Annotated in this window: 20 protein-coding genes and 2 tRNA genes; 7 read left to right on the forward strand and 15 right to left on the reverse strand. The window is 67.6% G+C overall.

Going from position 1 to position 22325, the window contains the following annotated elements; translation table 11 throughout:
- Positions 1–155: 155 nt before the first annotated feature.
- The 4 genes from ABS772_RS07850 to ABS772_RS07865 all read right to left on the reverse strand — a co-directional run bounded on the left by ABS772_RS07850 (position 156) and on the right by ABS772_RS07865 (position 4796).
- Positions 156–1478 carry a glycosyltransferase family 2 protein gene (locus ABS772_RS07850; RefSeq protein WP_350393534.1) on the reverse strand — a complete coding sequence of 441 codons (1323 nt, stop codon included), beginning with the start codon at positions 1476–1478 and terminating at the stop codon, positions 156–158.
- A gap of 3 nt (positions 1479–1481) precedes the next feature.
- Positions 1482–2747, reverse strand: coding sequence for a glycosyltransferase (locus tag ABS772_RS07855; RefSeq protein WP_350393537.1), 1266 nt, complete (start codon positions 2745–2747; stop codon positions 1482–1484).
- Positions 2744–3145 (reverse strand): hypothetical protein, encoded by a 402-nt coding sequence (locus tag ABS772_RS07860; protein ID WP_350393540.1) that lies wholly within the window; start codon positions 3143–3145, stop codon positions 2744–2746. Before ABS772_RS07860 ends, ABS772_RS07855 begins: the two co-directional genes overlap by 4 nt.
- A gap of 460 nt (positions 3146–3605) precedes the next feature.
- A complete protein-coding gene (locus ABS772_RS07865) occupies positions 3606–4796 on the reverse strand; it encodes a glycosyltransferase (protein WP_350393543.1) in 1191 nt (396 codons plus the stop codon).
- A gap of 678 nt (positions 4797–5474) precedes the next feature.
- Here ABS772_RS07865 and ABS772_RS07870 point away from each other — a divergent pair.
- The gene (locus ABS772_RS07870) at positions 5475–7142 is read left to right on the forward strand and encodes a hypothetical protein (protein ID WP_350393546.1); all 1668 of its coding nucleotides are present in this window, start codon (positions 5475–5477) and stop codon (positions 7140–7142) included.
- 315 nt (positions 7143–7457) lie between these two features.
- Here the strand turns inward: ABS772_RS07870 and ABS772_RS07875 are convergent, their stop codons facing one another.
- Entirely contained in the window at positions 7458–8108 is a 651-nt protein-coding gene (locus tag ABS772_RS07875; protein WP_350393548.1) for a hypothetical protein, read from the reverse strand.
- Between the two features lie 915 nt (positions 8109–9023).
- Positions 9024–9215: a hypothetical protein gene (locus ABS772_RS07880; RefSeq protein ID WP_350393550.1), complete on the reverse strand. Its 192-nt coding sequence runs from the start codon at positions 9213–9215 to the stop codon at positions 9024–9026.
- Between the two features lie 221 nt (positions 9216–9436).
- On the opposite strand from ABS772_RS07880, the gene ABS772_RS07885 reads away from it, so the two are divergent.
- On the forward strand, positions 9437–10045 hold the full coding sequence (locus ABS772_RS07885; RefSeq protein ID WP_350393552.1) for a FadR/GntR family transcriptional regulator: 609 nt from the start codon (positions 9437–9439) through the stop codon (positions 10043–10045).
- Between the two features lie 69 nt (positions 10046–10114).
- Positions 10115–10267, forward strand: a complete 153-nt coding sequence (locus ABS772_RS07890) for a hypothetical protein (RefSeq protein WP_350393555.1) — start codon at positions 10115–10117, stop codon at positions 10265–10267.
- 659 nt (positions 10268–10926) lie between these two features.
- On the opposite strand, the gene ABS772_RS07895 is transcribed toward ABS772_RS07890, so the two are convergent.
- Together ABS772_RS07895 and ABS772_RS07900 are read right to left on the reverse strand one after the other, a co-directional pair.
- A tRNA-Arg gene (locus ABS772_RS07895) sits at positions 10927–11003 on the reverse strand.
- Positions 11004–11049: 46 nt separating this feature from the next.
- Positions 11050–11126, reverse strand: a tRNA-Pro gene (locus ABS772_RS07900).
- 518 nt (positions 11127–11644) lie between these two features.
- Here ABS772_RS07900 and ABS772_RS07905 point away from each other — a divergent pair.
- Complete coding sequence (locus ABS772_RS07905) at positions 11645–12724, forward strand: LysR family transcriptional regulator (RefSeq protein WP_350393557.1); 1080 nt, start codon at positions 11645–11647, stop codon at positions 12722–12724.
- A gap of 175 nt (positions 12725–12899) precedes the next feature.
- On the opposite strand, the gene ABS772_RS07910 is transcribed toward ABS772_RS07905, so the two are convergent.
- The 3 genes from ABS772_RS07910 to fdxA all read right to left on the reverse strand — a co-directional run bounded on the left by ABS772_RS07910 (position 12900) and on the right by fdxA (position 15484).
- On the reverse strand, positions 12900–13772 hold the full coding sequence (locus ABS772_RS07910) for an RNA polymerase factor sigma-32 (RefSeq protein ID WP_017484286.1): 873 nt from the start codon (positions 13770–13772) through the stop codon (positions 12900–12902).
- A 269-nt stretch (positions 13773–14041) separates the two neighbouring features.
- Positions 14042–14638 carry a CarD family transcriptional regulator gene (locus tag ABS772_RS07915; protein ID WP_238253626.1) on the reverse strand — a complete coding sequence of 199 codons (597 nt, stop codon included), beginning with the start codon at positions 14636–14638 and terminating at the stop codon, positions 14042–14044.
- A gap of 507 nt (positions 14639–15145) precedes the next feature.
- Positions 15146–15484: a ferredoxin FdxA gene (gene fdxA / locus ABS772_RS07920; RefSeq protein ID WP_141953210.1), complete on the reverse strand. Its 339-nt coding sequence runs from the start codon at positions 15482–15484 to the stop codon at positions 15146–15148.
- A 485-nt stretch (positions 15485–15969) separates the two neighbouring features.
- Between fdxA and ABS772_RS07925 the strand changes: the two genes are divergently transcribed.
- The 3 genes from ABS772_RS07925 (at position 15970) to greA (ending at position 18189) form a co-directional block, all read left to right on the forward strand.
- On the forward strand, positions 15970–16581 hold the full coding sequence (locus ABS772_RS07925) for a hypothetical protein (RefSeq protein WP_350393561.1): 612 nt from the start codon (positions 15970–15972) through the stop codon (positions 16579–16581).
- A gap of 95 nt (positions 16582–16676) precedes the next feature.
- The gene (gene acuI, locus ABS772_RS07930) at positions 16677–17663 is read left to right on the forward strand and encodes an acrylyl-CoA reductase (NADPH) (protein WP_350393563.1); all 987 of its coding nucleotides are present in this window, start codon (positions 16677–16679) and stop codon (positions 17661–17663) included.
- Between the two features lie 61 nt (positions 17664–17724).
- Positions 17725–18189 (forward strand): transcription elongation factor GreA, encoded by a 465-nt coding sequence (gene greA, locus ABS772_RS07935; RefSeq protein ID WP_238255999.1) that lies wholly within the window; start codon positions 17725–17727, stop codon positions 18187–18189.
- A 129-nt stretch (positions 18190–18318) separates the two neighbouring features.
- Here greA and ABS772_RS07940 read toward each other — a convergent pair whose 3' ends face one another.
- From ABS772_RS07940 to xseA, 4 genes are all read right to left on the reverse strand, one after another.
- Positions 18319–19263 (reverse strand): ribose-phosphate pyrophosphokinase, encoded by a 945-nt coding sequence (locus ABS772_RS07940; protein ID WP_017484291.1) that lies wholly within the window; start codon positions 19261–19263, stop codon positions 18319–18321.
- A 153-nt stretch (positions 19264–19416) separates the two neighbouring features.
- Complete coding sequence (locus ABS772_RS07945; protein WP_017484292.1) at positions 19417–19644, reverse strand: DUF4170 domain-containing protein; 228 nt, start codon at positions 19642–19644, stop codon at positions 19417–19419.
- A gap of 99 nt (positions 19645–19743) precedes the next feature.
- Entirely contained in the window at positions 19744–20652 is a 909-nt protein-coding gene (locus ABS772_RS07950) for a protein-L-isoaspartate O-methyltransferase family protein (protein ID WP_350393568.1), read from the reverse strand.
- Between the two features lie 120 nt (positions 20653–20772).
- Positions 20773–22305, reverse strand: coding sequence for an exodeoxyribonuclease VII large subunit (xseA, locus tag ABS772_RS07955; protein ID WP_350393571.1), 1533 nt, complete (start codon positions 22303–22305; stop codon positions 20773–20775).
- Between the last annotated feature and the right edge of the window lie 20 nt (positions 22306–22325).

Below are 22325 nucleotides of genomic sequence, written 5' to 3' on the forward strand. Positions count from 1 at the left end.
CCTCCGGCAGGCGCGCGCAGTCGGGATCCGCTTGGAAGGTGTCGTCGCGGAAGATCGCCCGCATGACGTCGAGGCTGGTGATGTAGTGGCGCTGATCACCGAAGACGAGCCAGATCTGGTGCTCGCCGGGAGCCTGGACCCGAAGGCCGTCGAGATCAGGCAGCGACGACATCGAGCCGGCTCGACATGCCGAGGGAGGAGATGAAGTCACTGCGGGTCTCGACGGCTCGGGTCAGGGCGGTGGAGAGGGCGTCTCGGCGGACGACGAGACCGGACAGCGCTCCGAGCGGATCCACACCGGGCTCGCCCGTCGTCTGCGGGATGGCGATACCGTCGAGCTTCGGATCGCGCAGGAGGCGGCCGACCGCCGCCCAGAACGTGGCAACGGAGACGTCCTGCGGGAAGAACGCGAGGATCGGAGCGTCGAGTTCGGCGAGCGTGCGGGCGACCAGATCCTGCTGGGTGGTCGGGCTGCCGATCACCTCGTCGGATCGCTCCTGCGCGCGCGAGCCGGCAAAGAGCAGGACGTGCTGGTCGGGTGAGGCGTCCACGAAGAGGAAGGCGAGATCGAGACCGCTGCTGGCGAGCTCGGCTTTCGCGACCGCCGCCTCACGCGAATTGCGGCTGCTCACGACGACGCCGACCTGGACCTTGTGGGCCCGTCGGCGGATCAGCGCGTCGGCGCCCTGCAACGCGTTGTCGAAACCGGTCTTTCGAAGGAAGTCGCGGGCGCGCAGGAGGAACGCCATCTCCGAGCCGGATTGCGCGCGCGCCGTCTCCTCCGGCACCCACTCCAGCATCTCCATCCAGAGCAGGCTCCCCTCCTCGACATGGCGGCGCTCATGCGATCCTTGCCCCGCATGGATCCGGTGCCGAACGAGGGCACCGGGCACGAAGACGAAGGGGTAATGCAGCGCGAGCCGCCACCACAGCTCGTAGTCCTGGGTCGTCGGCAGTCCGACGTCGAAGCCGCCGTGGCGTAGGACGAGATCGCGTTCGAGCAGGAGCGTGCAGCCGTTGATGCGGATTTCGAGAACCGCCCAGATCGACTGGTCGCTGCGATAGCTCTTGTCGTGCTTGAACTCGTCGAGGACGGTGCCGTCCTCGCTCATCGTGGCGAAGCCGCCGAAGATCACGCAGGGGGCAGGCTGGGCCGCGAGGGCCTTCATCTGCACCTCGACCTTGCGCGGATCGTAGAGGTCGTCGTGGCTGAGCCAGCTCAGGTACCGGCCGGTCATGGCGGCGACACCGGTATTGAGGGCCGCAGCGACACCGCCGTTCTCCTGACGCAGATAGCGGATCCGACTGCCGAAGGAGCGGCAGACCCGCTCGGTATGGCCGTCGTCGTCCGAGCCGTCGTCGATCACGAGCACTTCGATCGCCGGCCACGTCTGCGCGAGCGCGCTCTCGATGGCGTGGGCCAGGAAGTCGCCGCCGTTGTAGACGGGGATGAGGATCGTCACGGTTTCGGTGGACATGGCTCAGGCAGCCGTCATGGCGGTTCGGCGGGCATCGCCGAACATGTGACGATAGATCGATTGCGCTGCCGCGTTGTTGCGGTCGACGTCCCACCGTTCCTCCACGCAGGCCCGGTTGCGGGGCGCGGCCGCGTCGACCAGCGCGTCGTCCGACGCGGCCCGCACGATGGCCTCGGCGAGGCTCTTCACGTCGTGGGGATCGACGATGATGCCGTCGCGGCCATTCCGGATCCATTCGCAGGCGCAGGAGGTCGTCGCCTTGATCGGGAAGGCGCCGTAGGACATCGCTTCGAGAAGGGTCGTGCCGATCCCGTCCGAGATGCCGATGCCGACGACGATGCGCGCTTCGGCGATCCGGGCCAAGGCTTCCTCGTGGGTCGGCGCATAGGGCACGGGCGCGATGTCGAGCCCGTCCGACTCCGCCATGGCCTGCATCATCTCCAGCATCGCCGCCGAGCAGAACTGCACGCGGATGCGATAGCCGTGCAGGGCCGGCGCGGCCAGGTGCAGGGCGGACAGGATGTGCATCCCGCGGCCCGACCAGCCATGATAGCCCTTCACCAGGATGGTGTTGCGCTGCGACGGGGGACTGAGCCGGTCGAGCGCCGGAACGGTGCTGAAATCGACGCCGCCGGACGCCGGCATCGGGTCGAAGGCGTGTCCCTTCAAGCCGAGGCGCCGCACCAGCTGGACATCGCGTCGGCATTCCGCCAGGTAGCCATCGACGGCTTGCACCAGTTCGAGCACGACCGGCCGGTGCTGGGGCAGCCGGTGATAGAGGTAGATGTCGCTCCCCCAGTTCGACAGGAGCCAGGGCGGCATCGCACGTCCCAGGTGCCGCTTGGCGCCGAGGGCCAGATAGCCCGCGAGTTGCACCTCCATCGTGTGCACGATGTCCGGCTGCAGCGCCCGGATGGCTGTGACCAATTCGTCGGTCTGGATCAGACTCGGACTCGCTTCCATCCCGATCGCGGCGGGGAAAAGGCGCCCGGCCGCCCTGTCCGCGTACCAATCCGCGACACGCTTCGCTTCGGGCTTCGTCAGACTGAAGATGCCCACTTCGCCGGGGGCCAAAGCCTCGACGTCGCTTCGGCTGACGACCGGTAAACAAGGGTCGAGCTCGGGGGCCGGACTCGCGAAATAGACCGGCATCACGATAAAGCGCGCGAAGCCGCCGCGCATCATGTTGATCCAGCGTGCCAGATGCACGCTGTTCTGCATCCCGACCACCAGGATCGTGGGAAGGCGTTCCGTTCTGCGCTCGGTCATCGCATGCGCTCGATCAGATACTGGGCGAACAGGGCCGGATCGTGCGCAGGTTGCAGGAGCACCAATTGCTCGCTCGTGGCCGATTGAGGCAGGAATTGGAGGGCGAGGAGAAGCGGGACCTTAAAGAACTTCGCTTCTGCCACGTGCAGCCCGTCCAAGCTGTTGAGACGAATGGCAGCGTACAGGCTGGCGCTTTCGAAGATCGAGCCACCGCCATACTCGCTGGGATCGGCCGGGATACGGACGTCGAGACCTGTTTCCCAACGCAGGAGGTCGACCGCCCCACGGACCTCTCCACCGCTGACATCGACGAAGCGAATCTCTGCGTCTGAAAGTTCTGAGCGGCAATGATAAAGGGCAGATATGACAAGCAGGGAACGTCCCTGTTTGTCTTCCAACCCGTCAATAATGATCCGCCTTTTTCGACTCATAAGTTGGATCTATTTCTTGGCAGGCGGAGAGGCGATTGTTTATGTTTGCCTCTAACAGGAAGATTAGGGCTTGGCAAGGCGCCGCCGGGCGCAGCCTTCGAGAGCGTCGTCCTGGATATGGGATCTCGGACGACGCTCTCGCTCTTTCGTTTTTCGATCGCCGCGCCTTAGGGGACTAGACAGGAGGCGAGGCTTTTCTTGCCGAGGCGTTGCCGAACCACCGCCTGTCCGGTGCCAAGGGTTGGCGGCGGCCCGGTCCGGGCCCGGTCCAGAAGACCGGTCCGGTCATGGCACGCCCGCATCCGTGGCGCTTTATGGACGCGTCATCCGAAAGGGCGCGCGTGCGTCAACGATGACCCGAGGCTGATCGTACGGTCCGATATGCGTCGCGCCAAGTTCGGTCCGACGGTTCGGGCCTGTTCGGCGATTAGACGTCCTTATACATACTGGCGATGACCGGATCGACCGCCGCCATCGAGAAGCGCGCTTCCAAGCTGGCGTCGTTGCTTTTTGCGGCAGCGTCGACGAACGCATCATCCGTGAGGGCGTGGATGAGCGCGTCGGCAATCGCGCCGGGCTGATCGTGCGGGACAATCAGGGCCGCACCCGGTTCGATCCACTCGCCGAGTGCCGAGCTGTCGCTCTGGATCGGCACGCTGCCCATCAGCATCGCCTCAATTGCCGACGTCGCGATTCCGTCGGTTTCGCTGATGCCGACCGAACAGCGCGCGCGGCCATGCAGTCTCATCAATTCCTCATAGGGAAGAAATTCATGGATGCGGACGTTCACACCGCACTTGTCGCGCAGGCGGTGTGCAGCTTTGAGTATCCGCTGGTCATAGATAGCGTAAAAATTCACCTCGTAGTCATCGAGGTAAGGAATGACCATGTTCAGAGCTTTGAGTGCCGACGAGGCGCGGCCCACCGAGAAGCCGGTGTCATTTCCCTCGTAGCCCTTGACCATGATCATCTTCCGAGCGGAGGGAGGTTGTCCCCCGCGCAATGCCCGGAACCACTGCAGATCGAAGCCACCACCGATCGGCTGAACCGCCAGAACCTTGCCCTTGAAGCCTGCCTCATGCGCCAGTGCGACATCTCGCTGCGTTTCGGCGAAGTACCCGTCGGCATTCTCAAGAGTGGCGCGGATGGCCGGCAAGTATTCGTCTTTCAGGCGGGGATCCTGCCCGAAGTGATGAATGTCGCATCCCCAGTTGCTGACGAGCCAGAAGGGTTTGTACTTCGCCTGCGCGCGTGCGAGCAGCGTCAGGAAGCTGGCCTGATGAATGGCGAAAGAATGCAGGATGTCCGGGCGCAGGCTATCGATCAGCCCGGCGATCCAGGTCGCGGCAGTGTCCGCGTTCTTCGAGGAAACGGCGCGGTTGGCAAGATGGAGCAACCGAGCCTCGAGGGGATCGTCCGGCACGGGCGAGGCGCGCCCGATGACAGGGGGAGCGAGTGCGACGCGATCGTAGACCGTCACCCCAGCGGACAGCGGCTCGAGAGCCGGAACGTGAGGCTCCATGACCACGAGATGCACGTCGAAGCCGCTTCGGGCCAGCAATTCGACATGCCGATCGGCATGGTTGCTGCGGTAGGCGGCTATACAGAGGATGCGCATCTGTCCCTTTCCTGATCGAAGTTATTCAGCCGAGTGTCAGAGCACATCACGGTCCGCCGCTTCAAGCGGCTCGCCAGCAGGGTTGTTGGTCTCGGTGCGTGCAGTGTACGAGCCGTGGGCGACTTGGATAAAGAGCGACGGGGTCGCCATTGGCAAATCTCATTCGCCGCAAGATTCGATGTTGAAGACCTCGTCACCGATGTGTTGTGCATAGAGCTCGGACTATGCAGTATCGGATGAGCAAACTCTTCGCCAGGCCCTCGATGAGAGCTGCGGCGTCGGCTGGCACAGTTACGAGCATAGGCAAGCCAGTCCAGGCTGCACCGAGCAGACACGGCGCCACCGCGATACTTGAGTTGGGCACGTCCCACAAGGGATGGGGGCGACGGCACCGACGGCACCGACGGGCCGGCGGACGCTCCTGCCCGGAAGCCCTATGGCGGAACCGCCGCCCGACGGTGATCGGCGTGCCCACGTCCTCGTGCATCGACAGCCCGAACGGGACGGCCGGTCTGCGCCAAACGTGACGCGGGTTGCGCGGTTCATGAAGGCCCACCCTCTCCTGCTCCGCCGAGCCCGCTACAGGCCCGACCATCGCCGGTCGGACGAAAATCGACCGTATTGATTCCGTTCCGTCCGGCTCCGTCGCGCCGGCCCGGCGCCGTGGGAGATTGCCTGATGCAGCGTGTTCTCGCCTCCCTTGCCCTTCTGCTCGGCTTTGCGTCAGCGGCGCTCGGTCAGACCCGCGCCCTTCCGGCCCCCGAGATTCGGGGCAACGACGTCACCGTCGGCGGTGTGCTGAAACTCGGCACGCGCGCCGGTGGCGTCTACACCTCCACGCCCGATCGCCTTCAGATCCTCGGCTCCGGATCGACGGGCGACGTCTCGGCCATGAGCGCGACGCCGACAGAAGGCGGCGTCGCGCGCGCGCTGACGGACCTGTTCTCGACGCAACTCTACGCCGTCAATTTTGGCGTCATCCCCGGCGCGGCGGATAGCGGCCCGGCCCTGCGGCGGGCGATGACACGCGCGCAGGCTCTCAATGCCCGCCTGATCCTGCCGCCGGGCGTCATCAATGTCTGCGGCGGCACCGATCCGGAAGCGCTTCTGCGGATCGAGTTGTTCATGGATCTGGTCGGGACCAGCCAGAAGAGCCGGATCCAACCCTGTGCGGATGCCGGCAACCGCGCCGTCCTACTCATCAAACCGCTGGCATCGAACGGCGGTATTCGCGGTGCCGTGCTGCGAGACTTTTCGATCGGTATCCCCGGGGTGGCCCGGAACGGCGGTGACGGCATCAAGATCGACACCACCAACAAGGAAGGCTTCGTCGCAAAGCTGCTCGTCGAGAACCTCGGTATCGCCAGCCGAGGGGCCGGCTACTACGCGATCCACCACGTCAACAACCCTGATGCCGCCGCCGGCAACCGTACCGGAGGCCTGTTCGGATCGACGTTCCGTGACAGCGACTTCATCGGCGGGATGAAGTTCGAGCGGACCGGCGACAGCAACAACATCGAGCGCAACGTCATCGCCGGTCCGAACGAGGGCATCTACTACAATGCGGTCGGGGGCGCTGCGACGGCGCGCATCGTCGGCAACAACATCACGGCGACCGGTGACACGATCGTCATCGATGGCGGCCAGCAGGCTCGAATCCTGGAAAATCAGCTTGAGGCCGTCGGGACCTACACGGGTGGACGATCGCGGCCGGCGATCGTCACGGTCATCGGCGCGACGGATGTCGTGATCCGCAACAACAACATGAACTGCTACACGCGCGCCGATGCCGTCGCCGCGGTCAGCGGGGCGAACGGCGTTCGGGTCGAGCCGAACACGGTCACCTACGCGGCCGACAAGTTCCTGTTCCGGGCCGTCGCCTCTCCCGGCAACATCGTCGAACGGCAGGCTTACGAGACAATCGGCGGCAGCCCCGCGACCGGGCGCGCCCTCGTCTCGGTGGACGCGGCTTCTGCGACCTTCGGTGTGTGGCAGCAACTGACGACGCTGAGCAAATGGGTCGCAGGAAGCGATACCGGCTTCCGCCAGGGGCTCTGGTGGATGCCGTTGACGGATGGGACCATTCGCCTGTCGGGCACGATCATGGGGGGGACGGTCGCCCCCGGAACGCCCATTGCCACCTTCCCAGCCGGCTTTCGGCCCTCCGACAGGGCGCTCCGCTTCTCCGGAATGGCCTACATGGCGAACCTCGCGAACGGGACGGCCTGGGGGATGGGAATCTACCTGGTGGACGGGAAAGGCAACCTTACGATCCAGTCCCTTCCCGCGCTCGCGGCCGGATCCTTCCTCCAGTTCGACGGATCGACCTTCTCGATCCATCCGTAGAACCGCCACACGCGTCGCTCCGACGAGGTCGGCCTTCGGGACGACGTCTTCGCGCAGTGGGCGGGCCGATCATCAGGTTCGCACGTGCGACGGAGGAGGTGGTGCGGGCTGCCCCGGTGACGCCTCAGCCCGCCTTTCGACCACGTTCAGCTCCGCCCGATCCACCGGCCCAGGACGAGTCTGTGCGATGAAACGCCGTACTTTAGAGAAATAAAATTTCTTAATGAGCACAGAGCTGCTTCACAGCTTCGTTTCGACACGATAGCGCCTTCCCCGCCGGCCAAGCCGCGGCGGGGCCTTTCGTACGCGCGATATCTATGTGAAATACTTTGACAGTTCTGTTCCGGAAAAATGACGCACCAACTCGTCATAATTTAAGATAACGTCGCGTTGCGAGCCCTTCCTCTGGCGATTGAATGGGCTATTTAGCTCAACTTTGCGGAGATTCAGAAAGTCAAGCGCGGGCATGTAGCCGTGCGGGGAGATGAGTTCTTCGTAGGTCATATGCATGGTCGGCAGACCTGCGAGAGTTCGCTCCAACTCGGCATCCGCCTCGTAGGATACTTTGACGTAACTCTCAAAATCAGCCGCATTAACAACGACGGAATTAGTCTTGTATTCGCCGAAGTCCGATCGCCATGAATTATTGGACCCTGCCAAAATAAACGAAACAAGCTGGTCTAGCTTATTTTCACGGCTCAAAATAATAATTTTATAATCATTTTCTTTGAGAAATGGCAATAGCTCTGGATTGCCTTGCAAGTGCAAAAGTGGCAATTTGAATCCAGATGATGCAACGTCTACATTGTGTACCGTCCTGCGCAAATATGGCGCAATCTCTTCGGACGGATCTTTTAATGCAATGATTTCCCCCAGGCATTGAGCATCAGGATGCGAATTCAGCAGTCCTTCAAGGTAACTCGATCCTTGCCTTCCAAGAAAACCGATTGCAAAGAGTGAGGTCACGTTCGATTGTCCTTCTTGCCAGATTTATCGAGTGCTGGCCGGGGTGCAGCGCGATTCGGGCAGATCGCTGAAGCAGTGCAGCCTCAGGCCGTTGCGCTGCCTCAAATACGCAACCAGAGCCGTCGCGCTCGAACGTACATCACTTTTCCAGGACGCCATAGCGTTGCGCTGCCGGCCGCTGCGCAGGATCGAATCCGCTCTTTCCAGCCGCCGGTTATGCTTGGCCATGTCCCGCATGGACGGTGCTTTTGACGCGCGATGCCGTGGCGCTCGAAGAAGCGGGAGACCCTGCGTCGAGCGCTGCGGATGCCACGCTCAGCCAGCGCGGCCCACGACCCGTGCAAAGAGATGCCGGGCTGCGCCTCGAAGAAGATCGATCGGACCAAGCTTCGATCCTATGTGAGCGCCCATCGTTGCCCATCGGCGTGGGCGCGACGTGGCCCACCCGGACGAACTGCCCGCACCAGCGGGTGGCGCTCGCCAGACCGACTCCGCAGCGTCCGGAGGCTCGGCGCCGGGACGGCCTTGATGGCACGGACCGCGCGCCGGCGCAGATCGGCAGATCGGGTCGAGGACATCGGCGCTCTCCCACGCCGAACAGCTCGTCACCCTGCCAGCCGTTTCACGCCGCTCGGAGAGCGCTCGACGCTGTGCGGCGGTGCGTCGATTTCGGCCGCGCTCGATCGGACTGCGGCCGGGAGGTTCGGGGACAGGACCGGACATGCGTTCGGCCGGACCGCTCGGACATCGTTCGTGGACCTGCCGCAGGGATACGCATCCGCGGCAGGATCACCCGACACCAGGGCTTAGGGGGCTGCGGCGTTCGGGCGGAGAAGCGTCCGCCACGTCTTGTCGGGCTTTCTTGTCGGGCGTTCTTGCCGGGCGTTCTTGCCGGGCTTTTTCGTCGGCGCCCGCTCAGCCCGAGAAGGAGCCGAACCCCTCGAACGCATTCGTCGGCGACACGGTCGGCTTCTGATGATGCTCTTCGGTGTCTTGTTCGTCGGCAACGGGTTGATCGGACGTGTGGTCGAGATTTTCTGGGTAGTTCCGGTCAGAGACAAAGGCGAGCGACGCGGCAGTGCGATCGGGCTGCTTGTCTTTGGTCATCCAAACTCCTCGAAGAATCGGCCGCCGATATGGCCGAGCTTGGGATAAGCCTTGAGGCCCGATTTGCAAAGCGCGCTCCCGATCGCCTGCTCCGAGGGCCGTCTGACCGGATGCCATCCGATCGGAGACGGCCCTCGGTCCTTAAGTCGATGCGCATCCTCCCGACGAACCGGTGACCACGTCGTCGGAACGCGCTCTAGCGGCCTCCGCCCCGTGCCAGCATGCCGGCAGCGATGACCAAGGCGATCCTTCGCACACTCAGGGCCGACGGGCTGGTGGAGAGCCGGCAGGGACAGGGGCTCTTCACCACGGCGCAGTCGGTGCTGCGCATGCGCGTCGAGGACCTGCGCCCCGACGGCGCGGGACTCCTCGACCTTCTGGAGATGCGGCGCGCTCTGGAGGCCGAGACGGCGCGTCTCGCCGCCGCTCGCCGCACGCCCGACGACATCGAGAGGTTGCGCGCTGCGCTCGACGCGATGGCCAAGGCGGATGCCGCCGGGCGGGACGGCGTCGCGGAGGACCTCGCCTTCCACCTCGCGATCGCCGCAACGAGCCGCAACCCGCTTCTGATCAAGATGATCCACTTCTGGTCCGCGCTCCTGCAGGACACGATCGCGGTGATCCGCAAAGCCGACAAAGCGGACGACACGGTGCTCCGGACGCGACAGATGCGGCATGCCGCGATTTTCCATCACATCGAGGCCGGAGATGCGGAGGCCGCGCATCGGGCCATGATCGACCACATGAGCGAGACCCTCGACAGGTTCCGGGCGGAGCGCGGCGAAGGTCCGGCGGCGGGGCGTTCGGTCAGGTCGGAACGAAACGCCTGAGGCTCGCCGAGCCGGGGATCGGCAGGCCCGGGATCGACACCGCGATCCGCCTCGCCGTCGTCGGGCTGGTTGTCCGGTCGGTCCGGCCTCGCCGGCGAGAGTGTCCGCCGCTACGACAACTGCTCGCCGAAGGGACGGCAGGGTTCGCCGGGCTGCTCGGGCCGGACGATCCGGATGGGCATGCTCGACACCCTGGTCACCGAGCGTCTCGTGGCCACCTGATGCCGCCTGACCGATTGCGGGCGACACCGGCGCCGTTGTGGGCGCTGCGTGCCGAGCGATGCAGGTCGATGGCCGCGTGGCGGCGCTACGCAGCGCGCTCGCGACCGTGGAGGAGACGCCGAGGCGGGCTTTCCCGGTGGTGGAGAACGGCGACGCGGGGCGGATCAGAGGTTCCTAATAAGGGTACCGGGGTCCCTCCAGGCGAACGCGACTGCCGAGGGGGCGGGTCTCACAACGATCGTTGAGCGCGGGACTTGCATCGAGCGTTCGGCTCTGCCCGGGGGCTGAAGATGCTGAGTCTGCTCCGCCATCTCCGAACACATCTCGTTTGCCGCTTGGTGCGCCGCGACGTGGCCGCTGCCGATAAGGCCCAGGCCAGGGGCGACTCGGACCAAGCCGCAAGGTGCCTCGCGAAGGCCGACCTGCGGCTCAAGAAGGCGTGCGGATTGACCGGGTGGTCCGTCGATCCGAAGACTTGAGATGGGAACGCTTCGCGATCGGAGAATAGCCAACGCCTGAGACGATGCCGCTTGCCATGACGCATCGACGGTCACGGACGGATCATGACATCACCGCCATGGCCCGCATGCACCACCGGCGACGGCCCGAGGTGCTGATTTTCGTAGAAATTCCAGCCAAGCATTGGCTTGCGAGACGAATGGCGCGCCCGAAAGGATTCGAACCTCTGACCCCCAGATTCGTAGTCTGGTGCTCTATCCAGCTGAGCTACGGGCGCCCTTTTTCATGTCTCAACGCCTTTTCGAGGCGTTTCTGTTCTTGCTTGGTCGGAGTGGCAGGATTTGAACCTGCGACCCCCACGTCCCGAACGTGGTGCGCTACCAGACTGCGCTACACTCCGATGCCGCCCCCGAAGGCCGGCGAGCGGGCTTATAGCCGGCACTTTTCGCGGTCGCAAGCGGGTCGCCGCCTTTCGTGACGCTTCTTTCGGGGCCGGACAGCCTTTTGGCCCGTCGAACCGCGATCAAACCTTCCCTAAGTCTCTGCGGAACAAAGGCCTTCAAAAAAATCGCCGTCCCGGGCGGCAGCCGTGAGGCAGCACGATGCGGCAAGGCGAGCTCTTCGACACGCTTCCGCGGTGGCGGCCGCATCGTCCGGCCAGGATCGAAGGCGCCGATGTCCGCACGCTCAAGCGCGACACTGCCGCCGGTTCTCGTCGGCCGGGGGACCCGCCGAGGCCCTCACCGTCCCGCACAAAGGACTCCACCAGGCGCAGCCCGCGCCGGCGGCCCTGTCTCGCCGCCGTCTTGTTCTCCTACGCAGCCCTGCTCGGCCCAACCTGAAAACCAGATGTCACAGCCGAGGATTGCATTCGCATTATTCCATAATAAGAAACAATTTTTCCACGCGAACTTTGCTATGCTCGCTCTGGTTAGGAGCGAATGTGATAGACGGCAGGGAGGGTTGCGCGTGGCTTCCGTTCAGCGGCCGGGCGCGCAGTCACGCAATGACTGGGTGGACCGCGCAAAGATGCCGCATCCTCAACTGCTGCGCGACATGGCTCTCTTCGTCGAAGTCGCTCGACGAAAAAGCTTCAGTCAGGCAGCTGCCGCGCTCGGCATGCCGATTTCCTCCCTGTCGCGTCGAATTACCATGTTCGAGTCGACGGTCGGGCTGCGGCTTCTGGATCGGACCACCCGCAAGCTGGCCCTGACCTCTTACGGCGAAGCCTACCTCGCGCAGGTCTCCCGCCTCGTCGACGAGGCGCAGCGGACCTTCGACGACATGATGGCCGTGGCCAAGGGGCCGAGCGGGTTCCTCAAGATCGCCGCGCCGCCGGATTTCTGGGTGCTGCGCCACCTGTCGGGCGTGATCACGGAGTTCTCCGCCCTCCACGAGCACATCCACGTCCACGTCGATCTGAAGCCCGCCCCCGTCGATCTGGTCGGCGACAACTACGATCTCGCCGTCGCCATCGAGGAGCCGCGCGAGACGTCGCTGATCGTGCGCAAGGTCGCCGAGGTCGAGAACGGCATCTTCGGCTCGCCCGCCTACCTCGCCGAGCGCGGCGCGCCGATGACGCCGTACGATCTCGAGAAGCATCAGGTCATCCTGCCGATGCAGGGCACCTCCGCTACTTGGACGCTCAACCGCGGCGGCGAGTCGGTCGCGATCACCGTCGGGGGGCCCCTCTCCTGCAACTCGCTGAGCCTGGCCCGGCGCTTCGCCGTGGCCGGACAGGGCTTGACCCGGGCCAACGTCATCAACGTCGACAACGACCTCTCCACGGCCCGCCTTCAGCGCGTGTTGCCGGACTGGAATCTGCCGTCGACGCCGGTCTACTTCGTCACCACCTCGCGCCTCCTGCCGGCCAAGGCGCGCAGCTTCATCGATTTCGCCACGAAACGGCTGGCGGCCGTGCTGGCCAACGCCTCGGGTGATCCGCGACGCGGCAGCGGGCGCATCGCGCGTCCCGTCGAGCGCGCCGCCCTCCCCTAGCGCATCGCCCTGGATGTCGGATCCAGGACGGTGCTCTCGCTCTCTGATCTTGCGTCGTCTCTTTCCCGAAAGCCGGCAACCACCTCTCGGGACGATGCTGTAGCAGGGCGCAGAAACGCCAGGGGCGGCGCAGCGGCGCCGCCCCTGGCGTTTCCCTGGTTTCCCTGTCCGGACGTCAGGCGTAGACGCTGCTCGGCGCCTGCGGGAATTTCTCGGCGAGCGCCCGGCGCAGCTTCTCCAGGGCCCGGTTCTCGATCTGGCGGACGCGTTCCTTCGAGATGCCGAGGCGGTGGCCCAGCGCTTCGAGGGTCGCCTGATCCTCGGCCAGGCGCCGCTCGCGCAGGATGCGCAACTCGCGCTCGGAGAGCACCGTCAGCGCCTGCCGCAGCCAGACCAGCCGCCGCTCGCCATCGACCAGCGCCGAGACCGTCTCGTCGGGAAGGGCGGCGTTGTCGACCAGGAAGTCCATCCGCTCGGAGGAGGCCTCGCTCTCCTCGCCCACGGGGGCGTTCAGCGACATGTCGGGGCCGGACAGGCGCGCATCCATCAGCGCCACGTCCTCGCGGGACACGCCGATCGCGCTGGCGATCCGCCCGTGGATCTCGGAGCCGACCTGCTCCTCGGTTGACTGCATCAGGCGGGCGCGAAGCCGCCGCAGGTTGAAGAACAGGGCCTTCTGGGCGGAGCTCGTCCCGCCGCGCACGATCGACCAGTTGCGCAGGATGTAGTCCTGGATCGAGGCGCGGATCCACCAGGTGGCGTAGGTGGAGAAGCGGACGTCCCGCTCCGGCTCGAACCGGGCGGCCGCCTCCATCAGGCCGACATGCCCCTCCTGGACGAGGTCGGCCATCGGCAGGCCGTAGTGGCGGAAGCGGCCGGCCAGCGCGATCACGAGGCGCATATGCGCCGAGATCAGGCGGTGCAGGGCGCGCTCGTCGCGCGCCTCCTTCCAAGCCACCGCCAGCCCGCGTTCTTCTTCCCTCGCAAGGAACGGCGCCTCCATCGCTGTCCGAATGAACTGACGCCGCATCCCCGCGATCTCTGCCATCCCCGCCTCTCTCGTTGTTGGTTCGAGCGTTTCGGATCAGCCCGTTCGAGCCTCCCGACCGGCGACGCGCCGGTCCGGGCCGTGGGGGCAAGCCATCCGTGGCAGAGGCACAACACATCCGTGCGACGCTTGTTCCCTGCGGGCGCGTGGCGCCGGCGGTGAAATGATCAAGAGGCATACGGACAGCGCATGAAAAAAGGGCCCGGCGTGATGCCGGACCCTCTTGGTGAACGCGTTCGGATCGCGCAGCGGCGCGATTCGCTCCGGCCTCAGGCGGCCTCCTCCTGCACGTCCTCGTCGCCCTCGGCGTCGGCTTCCGCCTCCGCGTCGGCCTTGGCGCGGCGCGGCGACTTGGCGAGGCTCTGCTCGATCAGCTTGAGCGCCTCCGTCTCGGTGATCCTGTTCACCGAGGAGATCTCGCGCACGACGCGGTCGAGGGCGGCCTCGTAGAGCTGGCGCTCGCTGTAGGACTGCTCGGGCTGGGCCTCGGAGCGGTAGAGGTCGCGCACCACTTCCGTCACGGAGATCAGATCGCCGGAATTGATCTTGGCCTCGTATTCCTGGGCGCGGCGCGACCACATCGTCCGCTTGACGCGGGCGCGGCCGGTCAGCACGTCGAGGGCCTTCTTGACGAGCTCCGGCTCGGCGAGCTTGCGCATGCCGACGCTGTTGGCCTTCGCGGTGGGCACGCGCAGGACCATCTTGTCCTTCTCGAACGAGACGACGAACAATTCGAGCTTGTAGCCCGCGATCTCCTGCTCCTCGATCGCAGTGATCCGCCCGACGCCGTGCGCCGGATACACGACCGCCTCGCCGGTCTTGAAGCCTTGGCGGCCTGCTGCCGTCGTCTTCTTGGCTGTGGTCATGCGGAATGAGCCTCCACTGTCATCCACGCGGGGCGCGTCCACGCCCGCATGCTCGTCACCTCCGGGGCGGGACACCCGGCACATGCCCTTAGTCCGGCAGCATGCCGTCGAGGCGCTGGCCGGTTCCCGGGCTCTCGCGTTGCTCCCACCACACGAACGAGCGCGCCGGGAGCGGAATGCTTCCGGCGGTCGATCGCAGCCAACCTCTTTTCCAGGAAGATGGAACTCGCCTCGTGAGCGAGAGGAGGGGGGCGCATCGGGCGTGAGCGACGGCGAGCCCTCATATAGCACGAACGGGCCGGCGAATCAAAGGATTGCCGGCGCGCGAACGCGTCTCCGCATGGGAGGATCGAAGGTTTTGCACGGCTCGGAAAGAGCGCCGCCGAACCGTTCGGCGGATCTTTCGAGGGAGGCCGCGGCGCGTTCGGGTATCCCGGCCGGGCGGACGGCCTGCGGCCAGACGCCGCCGCGATCCGGAAGGCCTCTCCGCCGCGCGGCGGACGCGGTTCAGTCGCCGGAGCCGGGATTGGGCGAGAAATGCGCCTCCAGCTTGCCGCCCACCCCGTCCCACTGCTTGGCGTCGGCGGGGGCATCCTTCTTCTGGGTGATGTTGGGCCAGGTCTTGGCGTAGTCGGCGTTGAGCTTCAGCCAGCTCTCGAGGTTGCCCTCGGTGTCGGGCTTGATCGCCTCGGCGGGGCATTCCGGCTCGCAGACGCCGCAATCGATGCATTCGTCGGGATGGATGACGAGCATGTTCTCACCCTCGTAGAAGCAATCCACGGGGCACACCTCGACGCAGTCCATGTACTTGCACTTGATGCAGTTGTCGGTGACGACGTAGGTCATGGGCCGTTCGGTCCTCAAAAATCCGCTTGTCTGCCGCTTGCCTGGGCGGGGTCGGGCGCGCTCCTCACCGGCCCGCCACCCGCTCTCGCGCGGATGCGATCCCTCGTGCGGCGGGTTCAAGCGTTCCGGGCGCCGCCGCCGCCCGATTTGGAAGCGCTCTAGCCCCTGGCCGGTGGGCTGACAAGCGCGCCCTTCCGCCCGCCCTCCCCCGCGCCGCGCGGCGGGCTTTTCGGCAACGCCGCCGCCCCGGTTCCCGCTCCGGCCCGGTCCCGCCCGCCGGCCGGAATTCGAAGTCGAGGCACGGTGTTCAGATCTGCGTAGTCTTAGTCGTTGGTTAATTTTACTGTCTTGGACAATTGAGCTTGTCCGGCGAGCAACCTTGGCCGCTATCTGGACGTCGAATGGCACGCCGCGCAAGTCCCGGACGGGGTTTGCGGTGGTGCCCGAGATCGTCCCGACGTCGCGTCGCGTTCCGAGGTTGTTCCATGGCCGCCCCCCTGCTCCGATCGAGCCTGTTTCCCGCCCTTGCCGTCGCCGCCTGCGCGGTCGTCACCCTGGCCGCGCCCGCGCAGGCGGGGGGGAACTGCGTCAGCGCCGAGTGCTATCGCCGGGTCGTGACCCCGCCGGTCTACGACACCGTCGCCGAGCGGGTGCTGGTCCAGCCGCCGCGCACGGTCTACCGCACCACGCCGCCGGTCTACGACACGGTGTCCGAGCGGGTGCTGGTCGCCCCCGGCGGGCGCCGCTGGGAGACGCGCGTCGACGCCTACGGCCAGCTCGTCGGCTGCTGGGTGACCACGCCGCCGCGCTACGCGGTACAGACCCGGCGCGTGCTGGTGCGCCCGCCGGAGGCGATCCCGCACACCCTGCCGCCGGTCTACGCCACCACGCAGCGCCGCGTGCTGGTGCAGCCCGCCCGCGCCGCCTGGGTGCCCGCCGCCGCGCCCGTCGCCGGGCCGGCCTTCGGTCCCGGTCCCGGCTACGGTCCCCTCGGGATCGGCTCGATCCCGGACGCCCTCGGCATCACCGGGGCGTCGTCCGCGGATGTCGCCGTCGGCCTCGGCTTCTCCCAGGGCAGCATCTACGACGGGTATTGAGGCACGTCCTCGATCGCGGACCCGACCGGCGGCCTTGATTCGAGGCGAGGCCGCCGTAGCTCCCCTCCCGGCGCACGAGACGGGAGGAGCGGATCATGGCGGCGTTCAGGGCCTGGGTGATCGAGAAGGGCGAGGCCGGGCAGAGCCTCGCCCTGCGCGATTTCGACGAGGCCGACCTGATGGACGGCGACGTCACCGTGCGGGTCTCCCATTCCGGCCTGAACTACAAGGACGGGCTCGCCATGACCGGCCGGATGCCGGTGGTGCGCCGCTTCCCCATGATCCCCGGCATCGATTTCGCCGGCACCGTCGAGGCCTCCGCGCATCCCGATTACAAGGCCGGCGACGCGGTGGTGCTCACCGGCTGGGGCGTCGGCGAGACCCATCTCGGCGGACTGGCCGAGCGCGCCCGGCTGCGCGGCGACTGGCTGGTGCCCCTCCCCGAGGGCCTGAGCCCGGCCGACGCCATGGCGATCGGCACCGCCGGCTACACCGCGATGCTGTCGGTGCTGGCGCTGGAGCACCACGGCCTGACGCCGGAGGCCGGGCCGGCCCTGGTGACGGGCGCCTCCGGCGGCGTCGGCTCAGTGGCGGTGGCCCTCCTGAAGCGCGCCGGCTGGCACGTCATCGCCGCGACGGGCCGGACCGGCGAGGCCGAGTATCTGAAGGGTCTCGGCGCGGCCGAGATCCTGGAGCGCGAGGCGCTCGCGGGCGAGCCGCGCCCCCTGGCCAAGGAGCGCTGGGCCGCCGGCATCGACGCGGTCGGCGGAAAGGTGCTCGCCAACGCCCTGTCGATGACGCGGGGCGGCGGCGCCATCGCCGCCTGCGGCAATGCCGGGGGCATGGACCTGCCGAGTTCCGTCGCGCCCTTCATTCTGCGCGGCGTCGCACTCTTGGGCATCAACAGCGTGACGACCCCGCAGAAGCCCCGCCGCGCGGCCTGGGCCCGCCTCGCGCGCGACCTCGACCGCGACCTCCTGCGGCGGATGACGCGGACGGTCTCCCTGGAGGAGGCCGGCGGCCTCGCCGAACCCCTGCTCGACGGCCAGGTGCGGGGCCGCACCGTCGTCGCGATCGGCTGAACCCGAGCCTGCGCCCAGGCCCCGCGGGAACCGCGGCGCAGGCTTGGGCATTGCGTATCTTATGAGCAGAGCATTCGTCCGTGAGCCGGAAGGCGGTGAGGCGTTCGAGGACCTCCCCGACCGGCCGATTTCCGCCCACACCAACTTCGTGACGCCCGAGGGGCTCGCGCAGATCGAGGCCGAGGTGGCGCGGTTGGAAGGTGAGCTGTCCGGTCTCTCGCCGCAGCAGGACAAGGCGGACCACGCCCGCCTCTCGCGCGACCTGCGCTACTGGAGCGCGCGCAAGAACTCGGCGCAGCTGGTCGAGGCGTTCGAGGGCGACGTGGTGCGCTTCGGCGCGACCGTGACGGTGGTGCGCGAGGACGACACGCGCCAGACCTTCCGCATCGTCGGCGAGGACGAGGCCGACCCGTCGGCCGGCTCGATCTCCTACGTCGCGCCGCTCGCCCGCGCGCTCACCGGCAAGGGCGTCGGCGACACCGTGACGGTGAACGACCACGAGTTCGAGATCACGGACATCCGCTGAGCGGGAAAGGTCAGGGGTTTCGAAAGGGCGAGCCCTTTCGCGGGTCCAGGGCGGAGCCCTGGGAATCCGCCGGGGCTCCGCCCCGATACCCCGCCAAAGGGGTGACCCTTTCGGGATCCCGGCTTCTGCTCAGGTGAACAGGCTCGACACGCTCGATTCCGTCGCCGTGCGCCCGATCGCCTCGCCGAGCAGGGGCGCGATCGAGATCACGCGGATGTTGCGGGCGAGCTTCACCGCCTGCGTCGGCAGGATCGAGTCGGTGATGACGAGTTCCTTCATCCGCGAGGCGGCGATGCGCGAGACCGCCCCGCCCGACAGCACCCCGTGGGTGATGTAGGCCGACACGTCCCGGGCGCCGGCGTTGAGCAGCGCCTCGGCCGCGTTCACCAGGGTGCCGCCGGAATCGACGATGTCGTCGACGAGGATGCAGGACTGGCCCTCGACGTCGCCGATGATGTTCATCACCTCCGACTCGCCCGCCCGCTCGCGGCGCTTGTCGACGATGGCGAGCGAGGCGTCGATGCGCTTGGCGAGCGCCCGGGCGCGCACCACGCCGCCGACGTCGGGCGAGACCACCATGCGCTCGCCGGGCGCCAGCCGCTCCTTGATGTCGCGCACCATCACCGGGGCGGCGAACAGGTTGTCGGTCGGGATGTCGAAGAAGCCCTGGATCTGGCCGGCATGGAGGTCGAGCGTCAGCACGCGGTCGGCGCCGGCCTCGGTGATGAGGTTGGCCACCAGCTTGGCCGAGATCGGCGTGCGGCCCGAGGTGCGCCGGTCCTGCCGTGCGTAGCCGAAATAGGGGATCACCGCCGTGATGCGCCGCGCCGAGGACCGACGCGCCGCGTCGATCATGATCAGCAGCTCCATCAGGTGGTCGTTGGCCGGGAACGAGGTCGATTGGACGATGAAGACGTCCTCGCCGCGCACGTTTTCCTGCAGCTCGACGAAGATCTCCATGTCGGCGAAGCGCCGGACCATGCAGCTCGCGAGCGGCAATTCGAGGTAGGCGGCGATCGCTTCCGCAAGAGGACGGCTCGCGTTGCCGGCGATGATCTTGATGGACGACGTCATGCCGGGCGTCTCTCGGCTCACTCTTCAAGTCACTCGCGGGACGCGCGCGAACCGATTACGTCCGGGACCGCACAAGCATCCGGCCGCGCGGGCTCATATCAGCCGTGCCGGTTCGTCACAATGGCTTCATGCCGCGGCCCCGCCCTGCCCCGGTCACGGTTCGAGCAGGCGGTGCAAGTGGACGATGAAGTAGCGGGTCTGGGCGCTGTCGACGGTGGCCTGGGCCTTGGAGCGCCACGCGGTCTGGGCCGAGGCGTAGTCGGGAAAGATGCCGACGATGTCGAGATCCTTGATGTCCCGGAAGCGCACGCCCGAGACGTCCTCCAGCTCGCCGCCGAACACGAGATGGAGCTTCTGGTCCGAGTCGATCGTCGTGGTCACGCGTCTCTCCTGCGGGGTGCCGGGGCCCGCCGCCGGTCAGGCAGGAGCCGTGCCGCTCGGTCGCAGAGGCGGCGGGGCGGGTCAAGGTGCCCGTCCCGCTCATCCCGGCTCGTCGTAGGACAGCGACCAGCCTGAACCCGTGAACCAGGAGCGCGCGGAGGGCGACCGCCGCCAGCGCAGAGACCGGACGAATTCCACGCCGCCGCGCGTGAAGGCCGCCTTCAGGGCTTCGCGCTCCGCCTCGCTCCCGACCAGTCTTCCCTCGCCCCCTTCGGCGCAGACGAAGAAGGCCGGACCGAGCCAGGCCGCGGAGAAGAGGTCCGCATCGCGCCGCTCGACACGCAGCGCCGCGCCGTGGAGGGCGTGGCGGCCCGCCCCCGGCCTGCCCTCCGGCCGGGGGACGCCCAGCGGGAAGATCAGCCGCCCGCCCGCGTCGAGATGGTCGATCCAGGCCGGCGCCGGCCGTTCGACCGAAAAGTTGACGTAGATGCAATCCGCCTTGTCCCGGGGCCAGTCCGCCCCGTCGCCCTCGACGACGGTGACCTGGGCAAGGTCCGCGAGATTGCTGCGGGCGAGGTCGGCGAGCCGGCGCTCGGACTCGACCGCCACGACGTGACCGGACGCTCCGACCAGGTGGGCGAGCAGCGCCGTGTAGTAGCCCGTGCCGGCGCCCAGATGCACGACCCGCCCGCCGGGCCGGAGCCCGGCGTGGTGCAGCCAGCCCGCGTGCAGCGACGGGCTGCCGTTGTTGACGCCGCGCTCCGGAGAGAGCGCGAAGAGCACGTCCTGATAGGCGAGGACCGGATCGGCCTCGGGAATGACCGCGTAGCCCGTGAACCGCGCGATCCGCCAGGGCGGCGGTCCGAGATAGCGCTCGCGCGGGACCGTCGCGAGGGCCGCCTCCAGCGCAGGATCGCGATCGATCCCCGCGACCGCGAGCATCTGCCTGGCATAGGCCCGCCGGACGGTGGCGAGCTCCCGGTCGTCGAAGGTCGAGACAACTGACATCGGCGGTGACCCGTGCGCGATGCGATCATAAATTGAACGCGGAGGGCGCGCTACACGACAAGGCCGCTCGGCCCCAGCGGGGCCAAGCGCGCGCAGGATGGAGGCGGCGCGCGGCCCGTTTCAGAACAGCGAGCCCTGCCGCGCGGCGGGCGCCCGTGCCTTCTCCGACCCGGTGACCGCGGAAGGCTCCGGGTTGCGGGCCGCGCGTCTCGGTCGCGGCGAGGGCGGGGACGACGATCCCTCCGGCACCGCGGCCACCGCGCCGTCGGCGAACTGGAGCTGGAGCCGCGCGGCCGTCGCGGCAGCCTCCGCCGTGCGCACCGGCAGGCCGTCGGCGTCGCGCACGAGCGCGTATCCGCGGGCGAGCACGGCCTTGTAGCTCAGCGCCCCGAGCAGGCCGGCCTGCGCCCCGAGCCGGTCGCGGCGGCGCTCGATGATGCGGAGGATCGCCGTGCGCGGGCGGTGATCGATGCCGGCGAGACGGGCCCGCGCCTCGGCGAGCGCGATCACCGGCGAGCGCCGGGTCAGCCGGTCGGCGAGGCGGTTCAGGCGCTCGCGGGAATCGCGGGCATTGGCGGCGAGCGCCGGCCTCAGCCGGGCGTCGGCGAGGTCGAGGCGCTGGCGCTTGGCGGCGAGGAAGGCGTCGGCGCCGGGGATCGCCCGCACCAGGGCGCGGAAATCCGCCCGCTCCCGCTCGATCCGCCGCAGCATCGTGCCGGCCTGCCGAGCGCCGAGATCGTGGATCTGGGCGGAGAGCTCCGCCCGCACCGGCACCGCCATCTCGGCCGCGCCCGTCGGCGTCGGCGCGCGGCGGTCGGAGGCGAAATCGATCAGCGTGGTGTCGGTCTCGTGGCCGACCGCCGAGATCAGGGGAATCTCGGAGTTGGCGGCGGCGCGCACCACCGCCTCCTCGTTGAAGGCCCAGAGATCCTCGATCGAGCCGCCGCCGCGGGCGACGATCAGCACGTCCGGCCGCGGGATCGGGCCGTCGGGGGCAAGCGCGTTGAAGCCCCGGATCGCCGCGGCGATTTCGTCCGAGGCGCCCTCCCCCTGGACTCGCACCGGCCAGACCAGCACGGGGCGGGGAAAGCGGTCCTCCAGCCGGTGGAGGATGTCGCGGATCACCGCGCCGGTCGGCGAGGTGACGACGCCGATCACCCGCGGCAGGAACGGGATCGGCCGCTTCCGCTCGGCCTCGAACAGCCCCTCGGCCGCGAGCTGGCGCTTGCGCTCCTCCAGCAGCGCCATCCAGGCGCCGATGCCGGCGGGCTCCATCGAGTCGATGACGATCTGGTACGAGGATTTTCCGGCGAACGTCGTGATCTTGCCGGTGGCGACGACCTCCAGCCCTTCCTTGGGCTTCTGCCGCAGGCGCCCGAGCACGCCCTTCCACACCACCGCGTCGATCTTCGCCGAGCCGTCCTTGAGCGAGAAATAGGCGTGGCCCGAGCCGTGCGGCCCGCGATAGCCCGAGATCTCGCCGCGCAGGCGGACATGCCCGAAGGCATCCTCCAGGGTGCGCTTGAGGGCGGCGGCGAGGTCGCCGACCGACCATTCGGGGGTGTTGGCCTGGAGCAGCGCCGAGGGCGCCGGCTCCCCCGGCGGCGGGGGCGGCGGCACGGCGGCAGGTCGCGGCGGGGGCACGAGCGGCATGGGGCCGGACGCTACGGGAC

It is taken from the genome of Methylorubrum podarium (assembly GCF_040270385.1).
GTDB lineage: Bacteria > Pseudomonadota > Alphaproteobacteria > Rhizobiales > Beijerinckiaceae > Methylobacterium > Methylobacterium podarium.